Origin of the sequence: Rhizobium sp. SJZ105, from assembly GCF_007828365.1 — a bacterium.
GTDB classification, from domain to species: Bacteria; Pseudomonadota; Alphaproteobacteria; order Rhizobiales; family Rhizobiaceae; genus Agrobacterium; species Agrobacterium tumefaciens.
Map to the genome: position 1 here is coordinate 95,016 of NZ_VIUP01000007.1, position 15,359 is coordinate 110,374.

Genomic DNA, 15,359 nt, shown 5'->3' on the forward strand with positions numbered 1-15,359 from the left:
GATGGGGCTGATGAAAGAAACGGCGCGCAAGGCACTTCCGGACATTATTTTCGAGAGAATGCACCGGGCGATCAAATCCGGCGCCTACAAGCCGGATGAACGGCTTCCGACCGAACATGAACTCGCCATGGAATTCGAAGTGTCGCGACCGGTGGTCCGCGAGGCGCTTCGGCGGCTGCGCGAACAGGGGTTCATCTATTCGCGAAGGGGTTCCGGCAGCTATGTGCGGGCATTCGGCCTGCGCGAGCCGCTGGGCTTCGGCCAGCTCGAAAATGTCGCTGACCTGCTGAACTGTTATGAATTCAGGCTGACTCTGGAGCCGGCAGCTGCGGCGGCGGCGGCCTTGCGGCATGATGGCGAGAGGCTCGTCGCAATCAAAAAGGCGCTCGAGCTGATGCGGGACGCCACCAATCGCCAGTCCCACCGTGAGGATGCCGATTATCAGTTCCACCTTGCCATCGCGCGGGCGGCACGGAATAGCTATTTCTCCACTGCGATGGAGGCTCTCAAGGACCACATTGCGGTGGGAATGAAGTTTCACGGCATGTCGGTGAAGCGCGAGGCATCCGGCCTTACCCGCGTGTTTGCCGAGCACGAGGCGATTGCGGTGGCGATTGCCGAAGGAGATGCCGAGGCCGCGCGGCGGCTGATGCACGACCATCTGACGGGATCACGTGACCGCCTCTTCGAGTCTTCGCATACGGATTGAGGGAAGTGACGGCGAGCCGGTGCGCGCGATAGCGCACCGGACTTTCGATTAGAAAGCGCGGCGGTAAATGCCGAGCACGTCATCAAGGCTCATATCGACGGGATTGTTGTCCATCAGCCGGCGGATTGCGTGAGCGTCTTGCGCATAACGGGGAAGGTCGGTTTCGCTTGCCCCGTGCCGCGCAAGGGACATTTCAATGCCGAGGCCGGCGCAGAAATCTGTCGCTGCCTTGCGAAGATCATCGGATGAAAGATGCTCGCGAAGCCCAAGCGCTCCGGCCACCTCCGCCGTCTTTGCCGAAACGGCGTGCTGGTTGAAAGCCAGAACATGCGGGAAGACGATAGCGTTTGCCAACCCGTGCGGCAGGTTGAGAAGCGTGCCGAGCGGATAGGCGATGGCGTGACCCGCCGCCGTATTGACCGGGCCAAGGCAGATGCCGCCATAGTAGGAGGCGAGCATCATTCCTTCGCGGGCTTCGGTATCAGCGCCGTCGCGAACGGCGCGCGCCAGATATTTGCCCACCAGCGAAAAGCCCATGCGGGCAAAACCGTCGATCATCGGATGGGCCTTGCGATTGGTGAAAGCCTCCACGCAATGCGCCATGGCATCCACCCCCGTCGCCGCTGTCACAGCTGATGGCACGGAATACGTGAGTTCCGGATCGAGCACCGCGAAATCGGCAATCAGATGAGGGCTTTCGACCGCGACCTTGCTGCCCTTGACGGGATCGGTGATGAGCGAGCGAATCCCGGCTTCCGAGCCGGTTCCGGCGGTGGTGGCGATCTGGACGAGCCTGGTGTCGCGCCCTGCGACCCTGTTCGGTCCTGCCACATCCTCAAGCGTCTGGCTGGAATTCCAGAGTGCGGCGACGAGTTTCGCCACATCCATCACCGAGCCACCGCCGAGGCCGATGACGAGATCGGGTTTGGCGGCGCGCGCTGCGGCCAGTGCTGCATCGAGCGTCCCTGTGTCCGGTTCGCCGGGAATGGCGTCAAAGACAGTGAAAGGACCCTGCAATTGCAGCCGGTCGGCAAATTTCGCGGTCAGCGGCGTGGCGATCACCAGGGTCGAAGCGGTTTTGACGGCCCAGGCGCCGACCTGAGAAATGGTGCCGGCGCCAACGGCAAGCCTGCGCGGCTGATGGATGAGAATGGAGGCTGTGGACATGGTGTTCATCCTCTTGCGCCCTTGCCCGCCACGAGCTTGCGCGCATAGGCTATGGCCTCATTCATGTTGCCGTGATTGGCGATGCCTTTGCCGGCGATGTCGAAGGCCGTTCCATGATCGACCGAAGTGCGATCAATCGGCAGATCGACCGAGACATTGACGGCGGTATCAAAGGCGACGAGCTTGATCGGGATATGGCCCTGATCGTGATATTGCGCGACAACCAGATCGAAAGTGCCCGAATAGGCGCGGTGGAACACGGTATCGGCGGAGATCGGCCCGTGTACCTCGATGCCTTCAGCGCGCGCGGCGGCAACCGCTGGCGCAATCTGGTCATCATCCTCGGTGCCAAACAGACCGTTTTCGCCGCAATGCGGATTGATACCGGCAACCGCGATGCGCGGCCGCTCGTAACCGATGCGCTTCAGATGAGCATTGCCAGCGCGGATGGTCGCCAGCACCCGCTCCGTCGTTGCCCGTTGAATGGCTTCCTGCAGGGACACGTGGGTCGAGACGTGAATGACCTTCAGCCGCTCGGAGGCAAGCAACATGTAGGCGGCTGAAGAACCGGTCAGGCTGCGCAGCATGCCGGTGTGGCCGTCATAATGGTGGCCCGCAAGATTGAGGGCCTCCTTGTTAATCGGAGCAGTGACGATGCAGCCGATTGCGCCCGCTTCGGCATCCCGCACCGCTTTTTCAATGAAACGGAAAGCGGCGTCTCCGGCAACCGGCGACAGCGTGCCCCATGGCAGCGGCGCACCCTCCACCGGCAGATCGACCACATTCCGAGTAAGATCGATGTCGATGCCAAGCGCACCCCGCGCCGCTTCCAGCGTGGCAAGGTTGCCATAAATCCGCGTTGCTTCCCTATCCGGGGCGGACATTTCCGCAAGCGCGCGGACGGTTATTTCCGGGCCGACGCCGCAGGGGTCACCCATGGTGATACCAATGATGTTGCTCATCCGATTCTCCCGTCCTTGGCGTCTGCCCAGCCGGGCGCCAGCCGGACATATTTGATTGCGCGGCGATGATAGGTGTAGCTTGCGTGCAGGGTACCGTCCGCTGCCTCCAGAAGCCATGGATAGGACATTTCCAGATTGCGGCCGTCGGTCGAATCGTTGGACAGGCAGGTGCCCGGCCCGTCCTCGATCAAAATCCGGGTAGGAAAGCTGCGGCCGTCGTCATCGGACAGGCAGATGGAAACCGGCGCGCGCGGCACGCCCCATATGGGCACACATCCACCGCTCGGATCGGCATCCGGTCTGTCGTCTTCCTCGCCCAGTTCGTCATAAAGCGAGGCGCGACGGTCGCTGGATTGCGCGGCGTTGATGGGGTTGCAGATCATCGCCAGCCTGCCGTGTGCGAGCCTGATCGCGGCGATGGAGGAATTATTGTTCGGTACGTCGGTCGGCAGCGGTTCTGTCCATGAGCGACCGCCATCTGTGCTTTCCGTGCGGTAAACGAGATCGGCCTGACGGCGGCGAAAAAAAGCGGAGTAGCGCCCATTCGCGCCCGCAACCGGGCTCATATGAACGCAGCCGGTCGAGCCCGCCAGCTCCTGCAATTGCCATGTGAGGCCGTTGTCTTTCGATATGCCGAGTGCTGCGGTATCGTGGCTGCCGTTCCATTTCTGGCCGGGGCGTTGGACGCAGCGGAAGATCGGCAGAAGCCATGCGCCGTCATCGCGGATGCGAAGCGGCGCACGGATGAAGCAGCCTTTCGGAAGATCGAGAAAACGGCCATCTTCGGCGGACAGCTTTTCCGGCGTTGCCGGGTCGTGGACGACCCGCGCCATGCGGATGCGGCATTCGTCCTGATTGCCGGATGGCTGGGCGGTGTGAAACAGCCAGAGAGTGCCATCAGGTGCGGTGAAAATAACCGGATTCTGTTCGGAATGGGCGGGATCGTTGCTCAGGCGCTGCGGCGCTCCCCACCGGCTCGCGCCGGGTGTGAGCGCGGACGCGAAGATCGAAATATCCGATTTTCCCTCCAGCGTTCCGCCAAACCAGGCGCACAGCAGGGTGCCGTCCTGCAGAAGGTGCAGAAAGCTCGCATGGTTCTGGATCATCGGCGATGGCAGGAACGCTTCGTGCCGGTTTTCCGAAACGGCATGGATGGCTCCGGTCATGGCGTGAGCAATGTCATCAGGGGTCATCGTGGTCTCCTCTTGGTCTGATGAAAATGGCATATTCAAAAAGTTGTCAAGTTTATTTAAGACAAAAGGACGTCCGAAAATTTTTGATGAATTAAAATAAGTGTATGTTTTATAAACATAAAACTTCTGTACTAAGTCTCAATAAAAAATCCTTCTGAAAAATAATTTGACAAAAAATGTGATAGCGTCGATGCTTTGATAACGGGTGGAGGAGACGATCATCCGCACGCCATGCTCCTCAATGCAGGAGACGGGGCTTTTGAATGCCTCTTGCGGCACGCCGCCATGTTGCTGAATTTCTGATCTGGGAGGAGAACGGAATGAAGAAGTCATTGATTGCGGGCGCCCTTGTTATGGGTTGCCTTAGCGCCGCGGTTTCGCCGGCGCTTGCGGCGTCGGGGCCGATCAAGATCGTGCTGGCGGAAGAGGCTGACCTGCTGGAGCCTTGCATGGCGACCCGCTCCAATATTGGCCGTATCATCATGGAAAATGTCAGCGAGACGCTGACCGAGCTTGATGTGCGCGGCAAGAACGGCGTGCAACCGCGCCTCGCTGAAAAATGGGAGCAGAACGTGGATGGCAGCTGGCGTTTCCACCTGCGTGAAGGCGTGAAGTTTTCCGACGGCACGGGTTTCGATGCCAAGGATGTCAAGCATAGCTTCGAGCGCATCATGAGCGACAAGAATGCATGCGAATCCCGTCGTTACTTCGGCGGTATGACCGTCACCCCCACGATTGTCGACGACCATACGATCGACTTCAAGACAGAGCCAGCCCAGCCCATTCTGCCGCTCCTGATGTCGCTCGTCACCATCGTGCCCGAAGAAACCAAGATGGAATTTATCCGCGAGCCTGTTGGCACCGGACCTTACAAGCTGACCAACTGGACACCGGGCCAGCAGATTGTTTTGACTGCACGTGACGACTATTGGGGCGCCAAGCCGCAGGTGACGGAAGCGACCTATCTTTTCCGAGCTGATCCCTCGGTTCGCGCCGCCATGGTGCAGACCGGCGAAGCCGATCTTTCACCCTCCATTTCGCAGCTCGACGCGACAAACCCGAAGACCGACTTTTCCTATCTCGACAGCGAGACGGTCTACATGCGCCTCGACCACAACATCGCGCCGCTGAATGACGTGCGGGTGCGCCGTGCACTCAACCTCGCCATCGACCGGCAGGCTTTCCTCGGCACGCTGGTTCCCGAAGGTGCTGTGCTGGCCACCGCACTCGTTCCGCCGACCACGCTCGGCTGGAACCCTGATGTCAAGGTTTTCCCCTACGACCCTGATGGCGCGAAGAAGTTGCTGGAGGAGGCAAAAGCTGCTGGTGTGAAGGTGGATACGCCGATCACCATCATCGCGCGCACTGCGAACTTCCCTAATGTCACCGAGATCATGGAGGCGATCCAGCAGCAATTGCAGGAAGTCGGCTTCAAGATCGACCTCAAATTCGTGGAAGTGGCCGAGCACGAAAGCTATTATTCCAAGCCTTTCAAGGAAGGCCGGGGACCGCAGATCGTCGCTGCCATGCACGACAATTCCAAGGGTGATCCGTCCTTCACCATGTTCTTCAAATATGCCACCAAGGGCACGCAATCCGGTTTCTCGGACCCCAAGGTGGATGACTTGATCGAACGAGCATCCGCAGCCGTCGGCGATGAACGCGCCAAGCTCTGGTCCGAGCTCATCGCCTACCTGCATGACGATGTCGTGGCGGATGTGCTGCTGTTCCACATGGTTGGCTTCTCACGCGTCTCCGAACGGCTGGACTTCAAGCCCACCATCGCCACCAATTCGATGCTGCAGCTTTCGGAAATCGGCATCAAGTAAGCCGGTATTTCATCTGCCAAAGAGCGGCGGCGGAGCTTTAGCTTCGCCGTCGTGCTGAACACCGGAGGTAACCATGCTGAGCTTCATCCGAAAACGTTCCGTTGCAAGCCTGATCTCCCTGATCGGCCTCATCGTAATGGTTTTCTTCCTCTCCCGCCTGACGGGCGACCCGGCCGCGCTGTTTTTGCCGGTGGAGGCTTCGGAGGAATTGAAGCAGCAGTTTCGTGCGCTGCATGGGCTGAACGATCCGCTGATGGTGCAGTTCCTGCGCTACGCGGGCGACGTGATGACGGGGGATCTGGGTGAATCGCTCAGGAAAGCCCGCCCTGCGCTGGATGTGGTGCTGGAGGCTTTCGTCTGGACGCTGTGGCTTGCGGTCATCACCATGTCCCTCGTCACCACCGCAGCAATCGTCGTCGGTTCGCTTGCCGCTTTCCGCTCCGGTGGCTTCTTCGATCGCATGGCCTCCACCATTTCGCTCATCGGCGCTTCCGTGCCGGATTTCTGGCTCGCGATCGTGGCGATCGTGGTGTTTTCCGTCAATCTCGCCTGGCTGCCCACCTCCGGCACCGGCTCGGTGCTGCACTGGATATTGCCGATCTCGGTTCTGTTCGTGCGCCCCTTCGGCATCATCGTTCAGGTGGTGCGCGGCTCGATGATCGGTGCGTTGTCCTCTGCCTATGTCAAAACGGCGCGCGCCAAGGGTGTGAAATCGGGTCCGATCATCTTCATCCACGCCTTGCGAAACGCCATGCTACCGGTCATCACCGTCATCGGCGATCAGGCGGCAAGCCTTCTCAACGGCGCAGTCATCGTCGAAACCATCTTTGGTTTCCCCGGGGTTGGCAAGCTGATGATCGATTCCATTCTTCAGCGCGATTTCAACGTCGTGCTGGCAGCAATTCTTGTGACCGCGCTTGCGATCTTCCTGATGAATCTTCTGATCGATATCGCCTATGCGCTGCTCGATCCGCGTATCCGGCACTGAGGAGACGTTCAGCCATGAGCCTTTCAAACGCCGATACAGAGATTATCGATGAGCCATCCTTTGCAACGCGCATGCTGCGCATGTTGTGGGCCGATAAATTCGCCCTCTGCGCCGCGATCTTCCTCATCGTCGTCATCATTCTCGCCTTTGTCGGCCCGGCGTGGCTTGGCGAGCTGGCGACGAAGCAGAACCTGCGTGGACGCAACCTTGCCCCGTTCCAATGGCAACGCGAATGGTATTTCTGGCTGGGGGCGGATGCGCTCGGTCGCCCGCTGCTGGCGCGCATCGTCGCCGCCACGCAAAATACACTGATGATCGCCGCCGGTGCCGTTTTCCTTTCCGCCGTCACCGGCACCGTGCTTGGCCTGATCGCCGGTTTTTCCTCCAACCGTGTTGGCCAGATCATCATGAGGCTGGCGGACGTGATCATGTCGTTTCCGTCACTGTTGATCGCGGTCATCGTGCTTTATCTGCTCGGCTCATCCATCCTCAACCTGATGCTGGTTCTGGCGATAACCCGCATCCCCGTTTACATCCGCACCACAAGGGCCGAAGTGCTGGAGGTGCGTGAACGCATGTTCGTACAGGCGGCGCGCGTGATGGGCGCATCGGGCAAACGTATCCTGTTCCGCCATATTCTACCCGTGGTCCTGCCGACGCTGACAACGCTTGCGACGCTCGATTTCGCCTATGTGATGCTGGCGGAAAGCGCGCTGTCTTTCCTTGGTATCGGCATTCAGCCGCCGGAAATCACCTGGGGCCTGATGATCTCGCAGGGGCGGCAGTACCTCACCAATGCCTGGTGGCTGTCCTTCTGGCCGGGCCTTGCCATCATACTCACCACCCTGTCGCTCAACCTGCTGTCCAACTGGCTGCGCATTGCGCTCGACCCCGTGCAGCGCTGGCGGCTGGAAATGAAAGGCCGCAAACATGGCTGACCATCTTCTCGATGTGCGCAACCTTTCCGTGGAGTTTCACACCGCAGGCGGTGTCGTGCATGCGGTGAAGGATGTTTCCTATCATATCGACCGTGGTGAAACGCTTGCGATCCTCGGTGAAAGCGGCTCGGGCAAATCGGTATCGTCCTCGGCCATCATGAACCTCATCGACATGCCGCCCGGACGTATCAGCGGCGGCCAGATATTTCTTGATGGCAAAGACCTTCTGACAATGCCGGCTGAGCCACGCCGCGAGATCAATGGGCGGCGCATCGCCATGATCTTTCAGGACCCGCTCAGCCATCTCAATCCGGTCTATACCGTCGGCTGGCAGATCCGCGAGGCGATGACCACCCATGGAATGGACAGGGTGAAAGCCGAAGCGGAGGCGAGGCGGCTTGTCGCGCGCGTTGGAATTCCTGATCCGGACGGAGCCTTGAAGAAATATCCGCATGAATTTTCCGGCGGCCAGCGCCAGCGTGTGATGATCGCCATGGCGCTTGCGCTCCGGCCCGATCTCCTGATCGCCGACGAGCCGACCACGGCACTCGATGTGACGGTTCAGGCTGAAGTTCTTGCCCTGCTCAAGGAATTGCAGCGGGAAACCGGTATGGCCGTTCTCATCATCACCCATGATCTTGGCGTCGTCGCCGAAATCGCCGACCGGGTGGTCGTGATGGAAAAAGGCGTGCTGGTGGAGGCAGGCACGGTTCGCGAGGTCTATCGCAACCCAAAGCATCCCTATACCCGCAAGCTCATCAGCGCCGCCCCCGGCAGGGGCGAAATGCACGAGCCGAATGCGACCGGCGAACCGCTCCTCCGTGTGCGCGATGTGCGCAAACGTTATGGGGCTTTCGAGGCACTGAAGGGCGTTTCCTTTGACCTTATGGCGGGGGAAACCATAGCTGTCGTTGGCGAAAGCGGTTCCGGCAAATCGACACTCGCGCGCATTCTGCTCCGGCTCGACGAGCCGGATGCCGGCAGCGCCGAGTGGAAGGGGCGTGATCTCTTCAAGCTTTCGCCTGCCGAACTCTTTGCCCTCAGGCGTGATTTACAGATGGTGTTTCAGGATCCAACCCAGTCGCTGAACCCCCGCATGACTGTGTTCCAGCTGGTTTCCGAAGCCTGGGTGATCCATCCGGACATACTACCCAAAGCGAAATGGCGCGAACGGGTCGCGGAATTGCTGCATCAGGTCGGCCTCTCGCCGGAACATATGCGCCGTTATCCGCATCAGTTTTCCGGTGGGCAGCGGCAGAGGATCGCGATTGCCCGCGCGCTGGCGCTGGAGCCGAAGCTCATCATCTGCGATGAAGCGGTCTCGGCGCTCGACGTGTCTGTCCAGGCGCAGGTTGTTGCACTTCTTGACAAGCTGCGCCGTGAAATGGGCCTCTCCTTCATCTTCATCGCGCATGACCTGCCGGTGGTCCGCGATTTTGCCGATCACGTCATGGTCATGCAGCGGGGAGAGGTTGTGGAATTCGGGACTGTCCGGCAGGTTTTCGAAGCGCCGCGCGAGGCCTATACGCGCGCACTTCTTTCCGCCAGCCTCGATCCCGACCCCGATATGCAGTCTGTGCGTCCGGCCGATGCCGATCACACTATTGGAAATCCAAGCGGAGTTCTTTCATGACCAAACAAGCCTTCGTCGCGCTCGTGACCTGTTTCAACGAGGACGAAACCATCAATTACGAAGCGACCCGTGCGCAGGTGCGCCGTCAGGTGGCGGCCGGCAACAACATCATGTGCGCCGGAACTAACGGCGATTTCACCGCACTGACGCATGAAGAAAAAATCCGGCTGACGGAAGAGGTGGTGGACGAAGTTGCGGGCCGTGCGAAGGTCATCGTCAACGCCGGCATGCCCGCCACTTTCGAAACGCTGCAACTCGCCAAAGCCTTCGACCGCATCGGCGTAGACGGTATTGCCGTCATCACACCCTTCTTCATCGCCTGCACCCAGGATGGGCTGATCCGCCATTTCTCGACTGTGGCCGACGCCGTCGAAACACCGGTCTATCTTTACGATATTCCCGCCCGAACCCAGAACCACATAGAGCCGGAAACCGCCCGCAAACTTGCCGCCCATGGCAACATTGCCGGCATCAAGGATTCGGGCGGTGCGCAGCAGACGCTGGAAGCCTATCTACAGGTAGCAAAGGAGATGCCCGGTTTCGAAGTCTATTCCGGCCCGGATCATCTCGTTCTCTGGTCGTTGCAGAACGGTGCCGCCGGCTGCATCTCCGGCCTCGGCAACGCGCTCCCGGATGTACTTGCCGGCATTCTCAATGCCTTCAACGCCAGCGATATCGCTGAGGCCGAACGCCAGCAGGCGATCTATACGGATTTTCGCACCGATCTCTATGCGCTCGGTTTTGCGCCCGCCATGGTCAAGCGCTCGCTTTACCTTCAGGACCCATCCGTCGGCGCCAGCCGGCAACCCGCCCTTCTGCCGGATCAGGAGCAGGATGACCGGATCGTGGAAATCTTACGTCGCTATCACCAGCTGTGACGCCACCGCCCGAATGTGACGTGGAGGAGTGAAGCCGTGTGGCGCCACGTGAAAAATATCCACAAAACGGCCAGAAGCCGAAGCATTTATACAGCCTTGTCCGGGACGAATAATTTGTGACACAAACACGAAATTTCCCTTGTCAGTCCCGCCATTGATGTTTATGAGGAGCGCGCAACGCAAGCGTTCGCGCATGCGGAGAGGTGGCAGAGTGGTCGAATGCACCGCACTCGAAATGCGGCATACCTGCAAGGGTATCGTGGGTTCGAATCCCACCCTCTCCGCCATAATTTACGCTGAGCCGTAAGATTTTTCCGAGATAGCCTGATTCATTCGTTGGTCGCTTTGATGCTGCAGTCCGCTAGCGAAGCCGGTGCCGCTTTGCGCCAGCGGAGGCAGACTGGTTGAGATAGCCGTTGGCTTCCATTTCGTTGCGTCCCACCCGCGATCTTCAGCACCTGTTGGAGGCCCACATGGCCACGCTCCCGAAAAATTGGGATGCCGGCAAGTGCTCGTTGATATCCGCCATTGCCTCTTACGGCAGAGGCGCTATCATAATTGTGTTGTAGGACGATAAGCTTTGGGAGGAGCGATACGTGAGACGGATGTGGCCAGACGAATTTGCCTTTCTGCTGGACGGCGCGGAAGAGGTTGACCTGCATATTCCATCGGGGGCACACGACGACAGTTCGCCCGAAGAAACGATATCCAAGAAGGCTTTGAAAGCCCGCATCAGCCAGCAGGATTTTGAAAAGATTTGGCATCTTGCAGAGGCTCGCTATCGGCTGACCGGCAGGTTTTCGGGCAAGGCGATTACGCTGATCGCCAACAATCCTCACTATCAGAAATGGCATCCCTCCGACGGCGGCAGCGTCGAGAGCGTGTCCGATAGCGGTCAGAAATACACGACGCGCTATGTGATCGTGCATTTTCTCGTTGATGATGTTCGCGAGCTGGTCGAAGCCTGAACTCCGCAGGAACGGTTCTTGCCATTGACTGGTCGAAGGGCCTTTCGAAATCCAGCGGTGCCGGGTAATTCTTGGCACCGCTTGGCGGCGTGTTAGAGGTGAGCTTCAATATCTGCGTAAGACTACGATGGACAGCGCGTGTCCGTAGTCCACTGAAATGCCTCTATACTGGTGCCGTCTTTGACCTCTCCGATGGCAGGGTGACGTACTGACCTTCCGCAGGCTTTACCGATGCTGCGATGTAAAAATTTCCTCTGAATTAAAATAGTTTTCCTTTAAAGAAGGGAAAACACGTTATGCCGGAGGATCACATGGCAAAGGACAGCACAAAGACCGAGCCTGCGCTTTTGTCGCAGGACCCGCATGCGGTTCGCGAGCCGAGGGTCAATAATCTCGAAATGGCGATCGGCCATGAGGTGCGTGCCTATCGCAAGAAGCTGGGCATCACGGTCACCGATCTCGCATCGGCCACCGGTGTATCGGTGGGAATGCTCTCAAAGATCGAAAACGGTAATATTTCGCCGTCCCTCACCACGCTGCAGACGCTTTCAAAGGCGCTTGGCGTGCCGATCACGGCGTTCTTCCGTGGCTTCGAGGAGCCGCGCAGCGCCACCTTCGTCAAGGCGGGCCAAGGGGTGAACATCGAGCGTAGAGGCACCCGCGCCGGCCATCAGTACAGCCTGCTTGGCCATATCGACAACAACACCAGCGGCGTCACCGTCGAGCCCTATCTCATCACGCTGACGACGGACTCGGATGTATTTCCGACCTTCCAGCATGAGGGCATGGAGTTCCTATACATGCTGGAGGGAGAGGTGGTTTATCGCCACGGCGAGCAGCTTTTCACCATGCAGGCGGGTGACAGCCTGTTTTTTGATGCTGATGCGCCGCACGGCCCGGAGGAACTGGTGAAGCTTCCCGCTCGCTATCTGTCGATCATTTCCTATCCGCAAAGGCGGCTGACAAATGATTGAAAAGTTGCCTTAGAAGAAAAAAATATTCCTGATAGTTGACGAGATGGAATTCCATATGCTAGCTCTTCATTCAGAAACGAATGGAGGTGCCTGTCGATGTGCGGCATTGTTGGACTATTCCTGAAGGACAAAAGCCTTGAACCGCAGCTGGGTGAGCTGCTTTCGGACATGCTCGTGACCATGACGGATCGGGGACCGGATTCCGCCGGCATCGCGATCTATGGAAGCGCTGCCGATGGCCGGGCAAAAGTGACCATCCAGTCAGCCGATCCCGTCGCCGATTTTTCGGGCCTTGCCGAAGCGCTGAAGGAAAATGGTGTTGAAGCTTCGGTTGCGGTGAAAAGCACCCACGCGGTCCTGGATATTCCATCGGCAAAGCTCACGGAAATTCGCTCGGTCCTGGCTGCCATCCGCCCGAATGTGCGGGTGATGGGCTCCGGCGACAGCGTGGAAATCTACAAGGAAACCGGCCTGCCGAAAGATGTCGTCGCCCGTTTTGGCGTGCGCTCCATGGCGGGCAGCCATGGCATCGGCCACACCCGCATGGCAACGGAATCGGCTGTGACGACGCTTGGCGCACACCCCTTCTCCACCGGTGCCGACCAGTGCCTGGTGCATAACGGTTCGCTCTCCAACCACAATAATCTGCGTCGGGAACTGGTACGCGAGGGCATGACCTTCGAAACCCAGAACGACTCGGAAGTGGCCGCCGCGTATCTCACGGCTGAAATGGCCAAGGGCAAGGATCTGGGCGAAGCGCTGACCGGCGCGCTCGATGATCTCGACGGGTTCTTTACCTTCGTCGTCGGCACCAAATCCGGTTTCGGCGTGGTGCGCGATCCCATCGCCTGCAAGCCGGCGGTGATGGCCGAGACCGATCAATATGTCGCTTTCGGCTCTGAATACCGCGCGCTGGTCAATCTGCCCGGCATCGAAAATGCCCGCGTCTGGGAGCCGGAGCCGGCGACCGTCTATTTCTGGGACCATGAAAAGGCCGCGTGAAACCGTCATCGGCGCATATTGCGAAAGTCATATCCATGCCAGTTTTCGATCTCTCCCACACGCCTTTGCGTGAACTCAACACCGCGCTCCATGGGCTTTCCTCGGGCACAAACGACACCGAATTCGAAGTTGTCAATCCGCGCGGCCACCATGCCGTCGCTGTTGGCATAGACAGCCCCGTCATCGTCGATGTTCGCGGCTCGGTCGGTTATTATTGCGCCGGCATGAATGATGGCGGCACCGTCACCGTTTACGGCTCGGCCGGGCCGGGCGTTGCCGAAAACATGATGTCGGGCACCGTCGTCATCGAGGGCGACGCTTCGCAATACGCAGGTGCCACCGGTCGCGGCGGGCTGCTGGTCATCAAGGGCAATGCCGCTTCCCGCTGCGGCATTTCCATGAAGGGCATCGATATCGTCGTGAAGGGCAATATCGGCCACATGTCCGCTTTCATGGGCCAGTCGGGCCACCTCGTTGTCTGCGGCGATGCGGGCGATGCGTTGGGTGACTCCCTTTATGAAGCGAAGCTTTTCGTGCGCGGCTCGGTCAAAAGCCTCGGCGCCGACTGCATCGAAAAGGAAATGCGGCCCGAACATCTGGAAAAGCTTGCCGAGCTTCTTGAAAAAGCCGGCGTCTCCGATGTCAGCCCAAGCGAGTTCAAACGCTACGGTTCGGCCCGCACGCTCTACAATTTCAACATCGACAACGCCGACGCGTATTGAGGCGAGGGATTTTCCGATGAGCTATCACAACCCCTTCACCCCACCGCGCAAGTCCGCGACTTTCGATGATCATACGCTGGCGGAAATCCGCCGTGCGGCTGCGACCGGCATCTATGATATTCGCGGCGCAGGCACGAAGCGCAAGGTGCCGCATTTCGACGACCTGCTGTTTCTCGGCGCGTCCATCTCGCGTTATCCGCTCGAAGGTTATCGCGAGAAGTGCGATACGACCGTCACCCTTGGCACGCGCTTTGCCAAGAAGCCGATCACGCTGAAAACGCCGATCACCATTGCCGGCATGAGCTTCGGCGCGCTTTCCGGCAACGCCAAGGAAGCGCTCGGCCGTGGCGCGACCATTGCCGGCACGTCCACCACGACGGGCGATGGCGGCATGACGGATGAGGAACGCGGCCACAGCCAGACGCTGGTCTATCAGTATCTGCCGTCGCGTTATGGCATGAACCCCAAGGATTTGCGCCGTGCGGACGCCATCGAGGTGGTCGTCGGCCAAGGCGCGAAACCGGGCGGCGGCGGCATGCTGCTTGGCCAGAAGATTTCCGATCGCGTCGCCAATATGCGCAATTTGCCGAAGGGCATCGACCAACGTTCCGCCTGCCGTCATCCTGATTGGACCGGCCCGGACGATCTGGAAATCAAGATCCTTGAACTGCGCGAAATCACCGATTGGGAAAAACCGATCTACATCAAGGTTGGTGGTGCGCGCCCCTATTACGACACCGCACTTGCCGTGAAGGCCGGTGCCGATGTGGTGGTGCTTGATGGCATGCAGGGCGGCACGGCGGCCACGCAGGACGTCTTCATCGAAAATGTCGGCATGCCCACGCTTGCCTGTATTCGCCCCGCAGTACAGGCGCTTCAGGATCTCGGCATGCATCGCAAGGTGCAATTGGTCGTGTCCGGTGGCATTCGCTCGGGTGCGGATGTCGCCAAGGCTCTGGCGCTTGGTGCCGATGCGGTTGCCATCGGAACGGCGGCGCTGGTGGCGCTGGGCGATAACGACCCGAAATGGGAAGATGAATACCAGAAGCTAGGCACCACGGCCGGCGCTTATGATGACTGGCACGAGGGCAAAGACCCCGCAGGCATCACCACGCAGGACCCGGAACTTGCCGCACGTCTTGATCCAATCGCCGCCGGTCGCCGCCTCGCCAACTATCTGAAGGTCATGACGCTCGAAGCCCAGACCATCGCACGCGCCTGCGGCAAAAACCATCTCCACAATCTGGAGCCGGAAGATCTGGTGGCTCTAACCATGGAGGCTGCGGCAATGGCGCAGGTTCCGCTGGCGGGAACAAACTGGTTCCCGGGTAAAGGCAGCTTTTAAAAAACACAATGGACGGGCGCATTTGGGAGGATGTGGCCGTCTTTTTCGATG

Annotated in this window: 14 protein-coding genes and 1 tRNA gene; 12 read left to right on the forward strand and 3 right to left on the reverse strand. The window is 59.4% G+C overall.

The features are described 5' to 3' along the window. Nucleotide 1: 1 nt before the first annotated feature. Nucleotides 2–709, forward strand: a complete 708-nt coding sequence (locus tag FB593_RS19695) for a FadR/GntR family transcriptional regulator (protein WP_003511522.1) — start codon at nucleotides 2–4, stop codon at nucleotides 707–709. 48 nt (nucleotides 710–757) lie between these two features. On the opposite strand, the gene FB593_RS19700 is transcribed toward FB593_RS19695, so the two are convergent. Genes FB593_RS19700 through FB593_RS19710 form a run of 3 tightly spaced genes read right to left on the reverse strand, consistent with a single transcriptional unit; the run spans nucleotide 758 to nucleotide 4,031 of the window. Further along, complete coding sequence (locus FB593_RS19700) at nucleotides 758–1,885, reverse strand: iron-containing alcohol dehydrogenase (RefSeq protein ID WP_065704462.1); 1,128 nt, start codon at nucleotides 1,883–1,885, stop codon at nucleotides 758–760. Continuing rightward, entirely contained in the window at nucleotides 1,882–2,838 is a 957-nt protein-coding gene (gene pdxA / locus FB593_RS19705) for a 4-hydroxythreonine-4-phosphate dehydrogenase PdxA (protein ID WP_038494367.1), read from the reverse strand. Before pdxA ends, FB593_RS19700 begins: the two co-directional genes overlap by 4 nt. After that, on the reverse strand, nucleotides 2,835–4,031 hold the full coding sequence (locus tag FB593_RS19710) for a sialidase family protein (RefSeq protein ID WP_111782982.1): 1,197 nt from the start codon (nucleotides 4,029–4,031) through the stop codon (nucleotides 2,835–2,837). The genes pdxA and FB593_RS19710 overlap by 4 nt, the downstream gene beginning before the upstream one ends. Nucleotides 4,032–4,351: 320 nt before the next feature. On the opposite strand from FB593_RS19710, the gene FB593_RS19720 reads away from it, so the two are divergent. The 11 genes from FB593_RS19720 (at nucleotide 4,352) to FB593_RS19770 (ending at nucleotide 15,308) form a co-directional block, all read left to right on the forward strand. Further along, complete coding sequence (locus FB593_RS19720; protein WP_038495835.1) at nucleotides 4,352–5,860, forward strand: ABC transporter substrate-binding protein; 1,509 nt, start codon at nucleotides 4,352–4,354, stop codon at nucleotides 5,858–5,860. A 73-nt stretch (nucleotides 5,861–5,933) separates the two neighbouring features. Beyond that, complete coding sequence (locus FB593_RS19725; protein WP_003511517.1) at nucleotides 5,934–6,848, forward strand: ABC transporter permease; 915 nt, start codon at nucleotides 5,934–5,936, stop codon at nucleotides 6,846–6,848. Between the two features lie 14 nt (nucleotides 6,849–6,862). Then, nucleotides 6,863–7,786: an ABC transporter permease gene (locus tag FB593_RS19730; protein ID WP_038494361.1), complete on the forward strand. Its 924-nt coding sequence runs from the start codon at nucleotides 6,863–6,865 to the stop codon at nucleotides 7,784–7,786. Then, nucleotides 7,779–9,419: an ABC transporter ATP-binding protein gene (locus FB593_RS19735; protein WP_038494358.1), complete on the forward strand. Its 1,641-nt coding sequence runs from the start codon at nucleotides 7,779–7,781 to the stop codon at nucleotides 9,417–9,419. The genes FB593_RS19730 and FB593_RS19735 overlap by 8 nt, the downstream gene beginning before the upstream one ends. Then, nucleotides 9,416–10,297 (forward strand): dihydrodipicolinate synthase family protein, encoded by an 882-nt coding sequence (locus FB593_RS19740; RefSeq protein WP_038494355.1) that lies wholly within the window; start codon nucleotides 9,416–9,418, stop codon nucleotides 10,295–10,297. The genes FB593_RS19735 and FB593_RS19740 overlap by 4 nt, the downstream gene beginning before the upstream one ends. Nucleotides 10,298–10,494: 197 nt before the next feature. Continuing rightward, a tRNA-Ser gene (locus FB593_RS19745) sits at nucleotides 10,495–10,584 on the forward strand. Between the two features lie 318 nt (nucleotides 10,585–10,902). Continuing rightward, nucleotides 10,903–11,265, forward strand: a complete 363-nt coding sequence (locus FB593_RS19750) for a hypothetical protein (RefSeq protein WP_003511512.1) — start codon at nucleotides 10,903–10,905, stop codon at nucleotides 11,263–11,265. 296 nt (nucleotides 11,266–11,561) lie between these two features. Beyond that, entirely contained in the window at nucleotides 11,562–12,239 is a 678-nt protein-coding gene (locus tag FB593_RS19755) for a helix-turn-helix domain-containing protein (RefSeq protein ID WP_019564961.1), read from the forward strand. Nucleotides 12,240–12,335: 96 nt separating this feature from the next. After that, nucleotides 12,336–13,241 (forward strand): class II glutamine amidotransferase, encoded by a 906-nt coding sequence (locus tag FB593_RS19760; protein ID WP_019564960.1) that lies wholly within the window; start codon nucleotides 12,336–12,338, stop codon nucleotides 13,239–13,241. A 35-nt stretch (nucleotides 13,242–13,276) separates the two neighbouring features. Next, nucleotides 13,277–13,963, forward strand: coding sequence for a GXGXG domain-containing protein (locus FB593_RS19765; protein ID WP_145166854.1), 687 nt, complete (start codon nucleotides 13,277–13,279; stop codon nucleotides 13,961–13,963). Between the two features lie 16 nt (nucleotides 13,964–13,979). Further along, nucleotides 13,980–15,308, forward strand: coding sequence for an FMN-binding glutamate synthase family protein (locus tag FB593_RS19770; RefSeq protein WP_003511507.1), 1,329 nt, complete (start codon nucleotides 13,980–13,982; stop codon nucleotides 15,306–15,308). The last annotated feature ends 51 nt before the right edge of the window (nucleotides 15,309–15,359 follow it).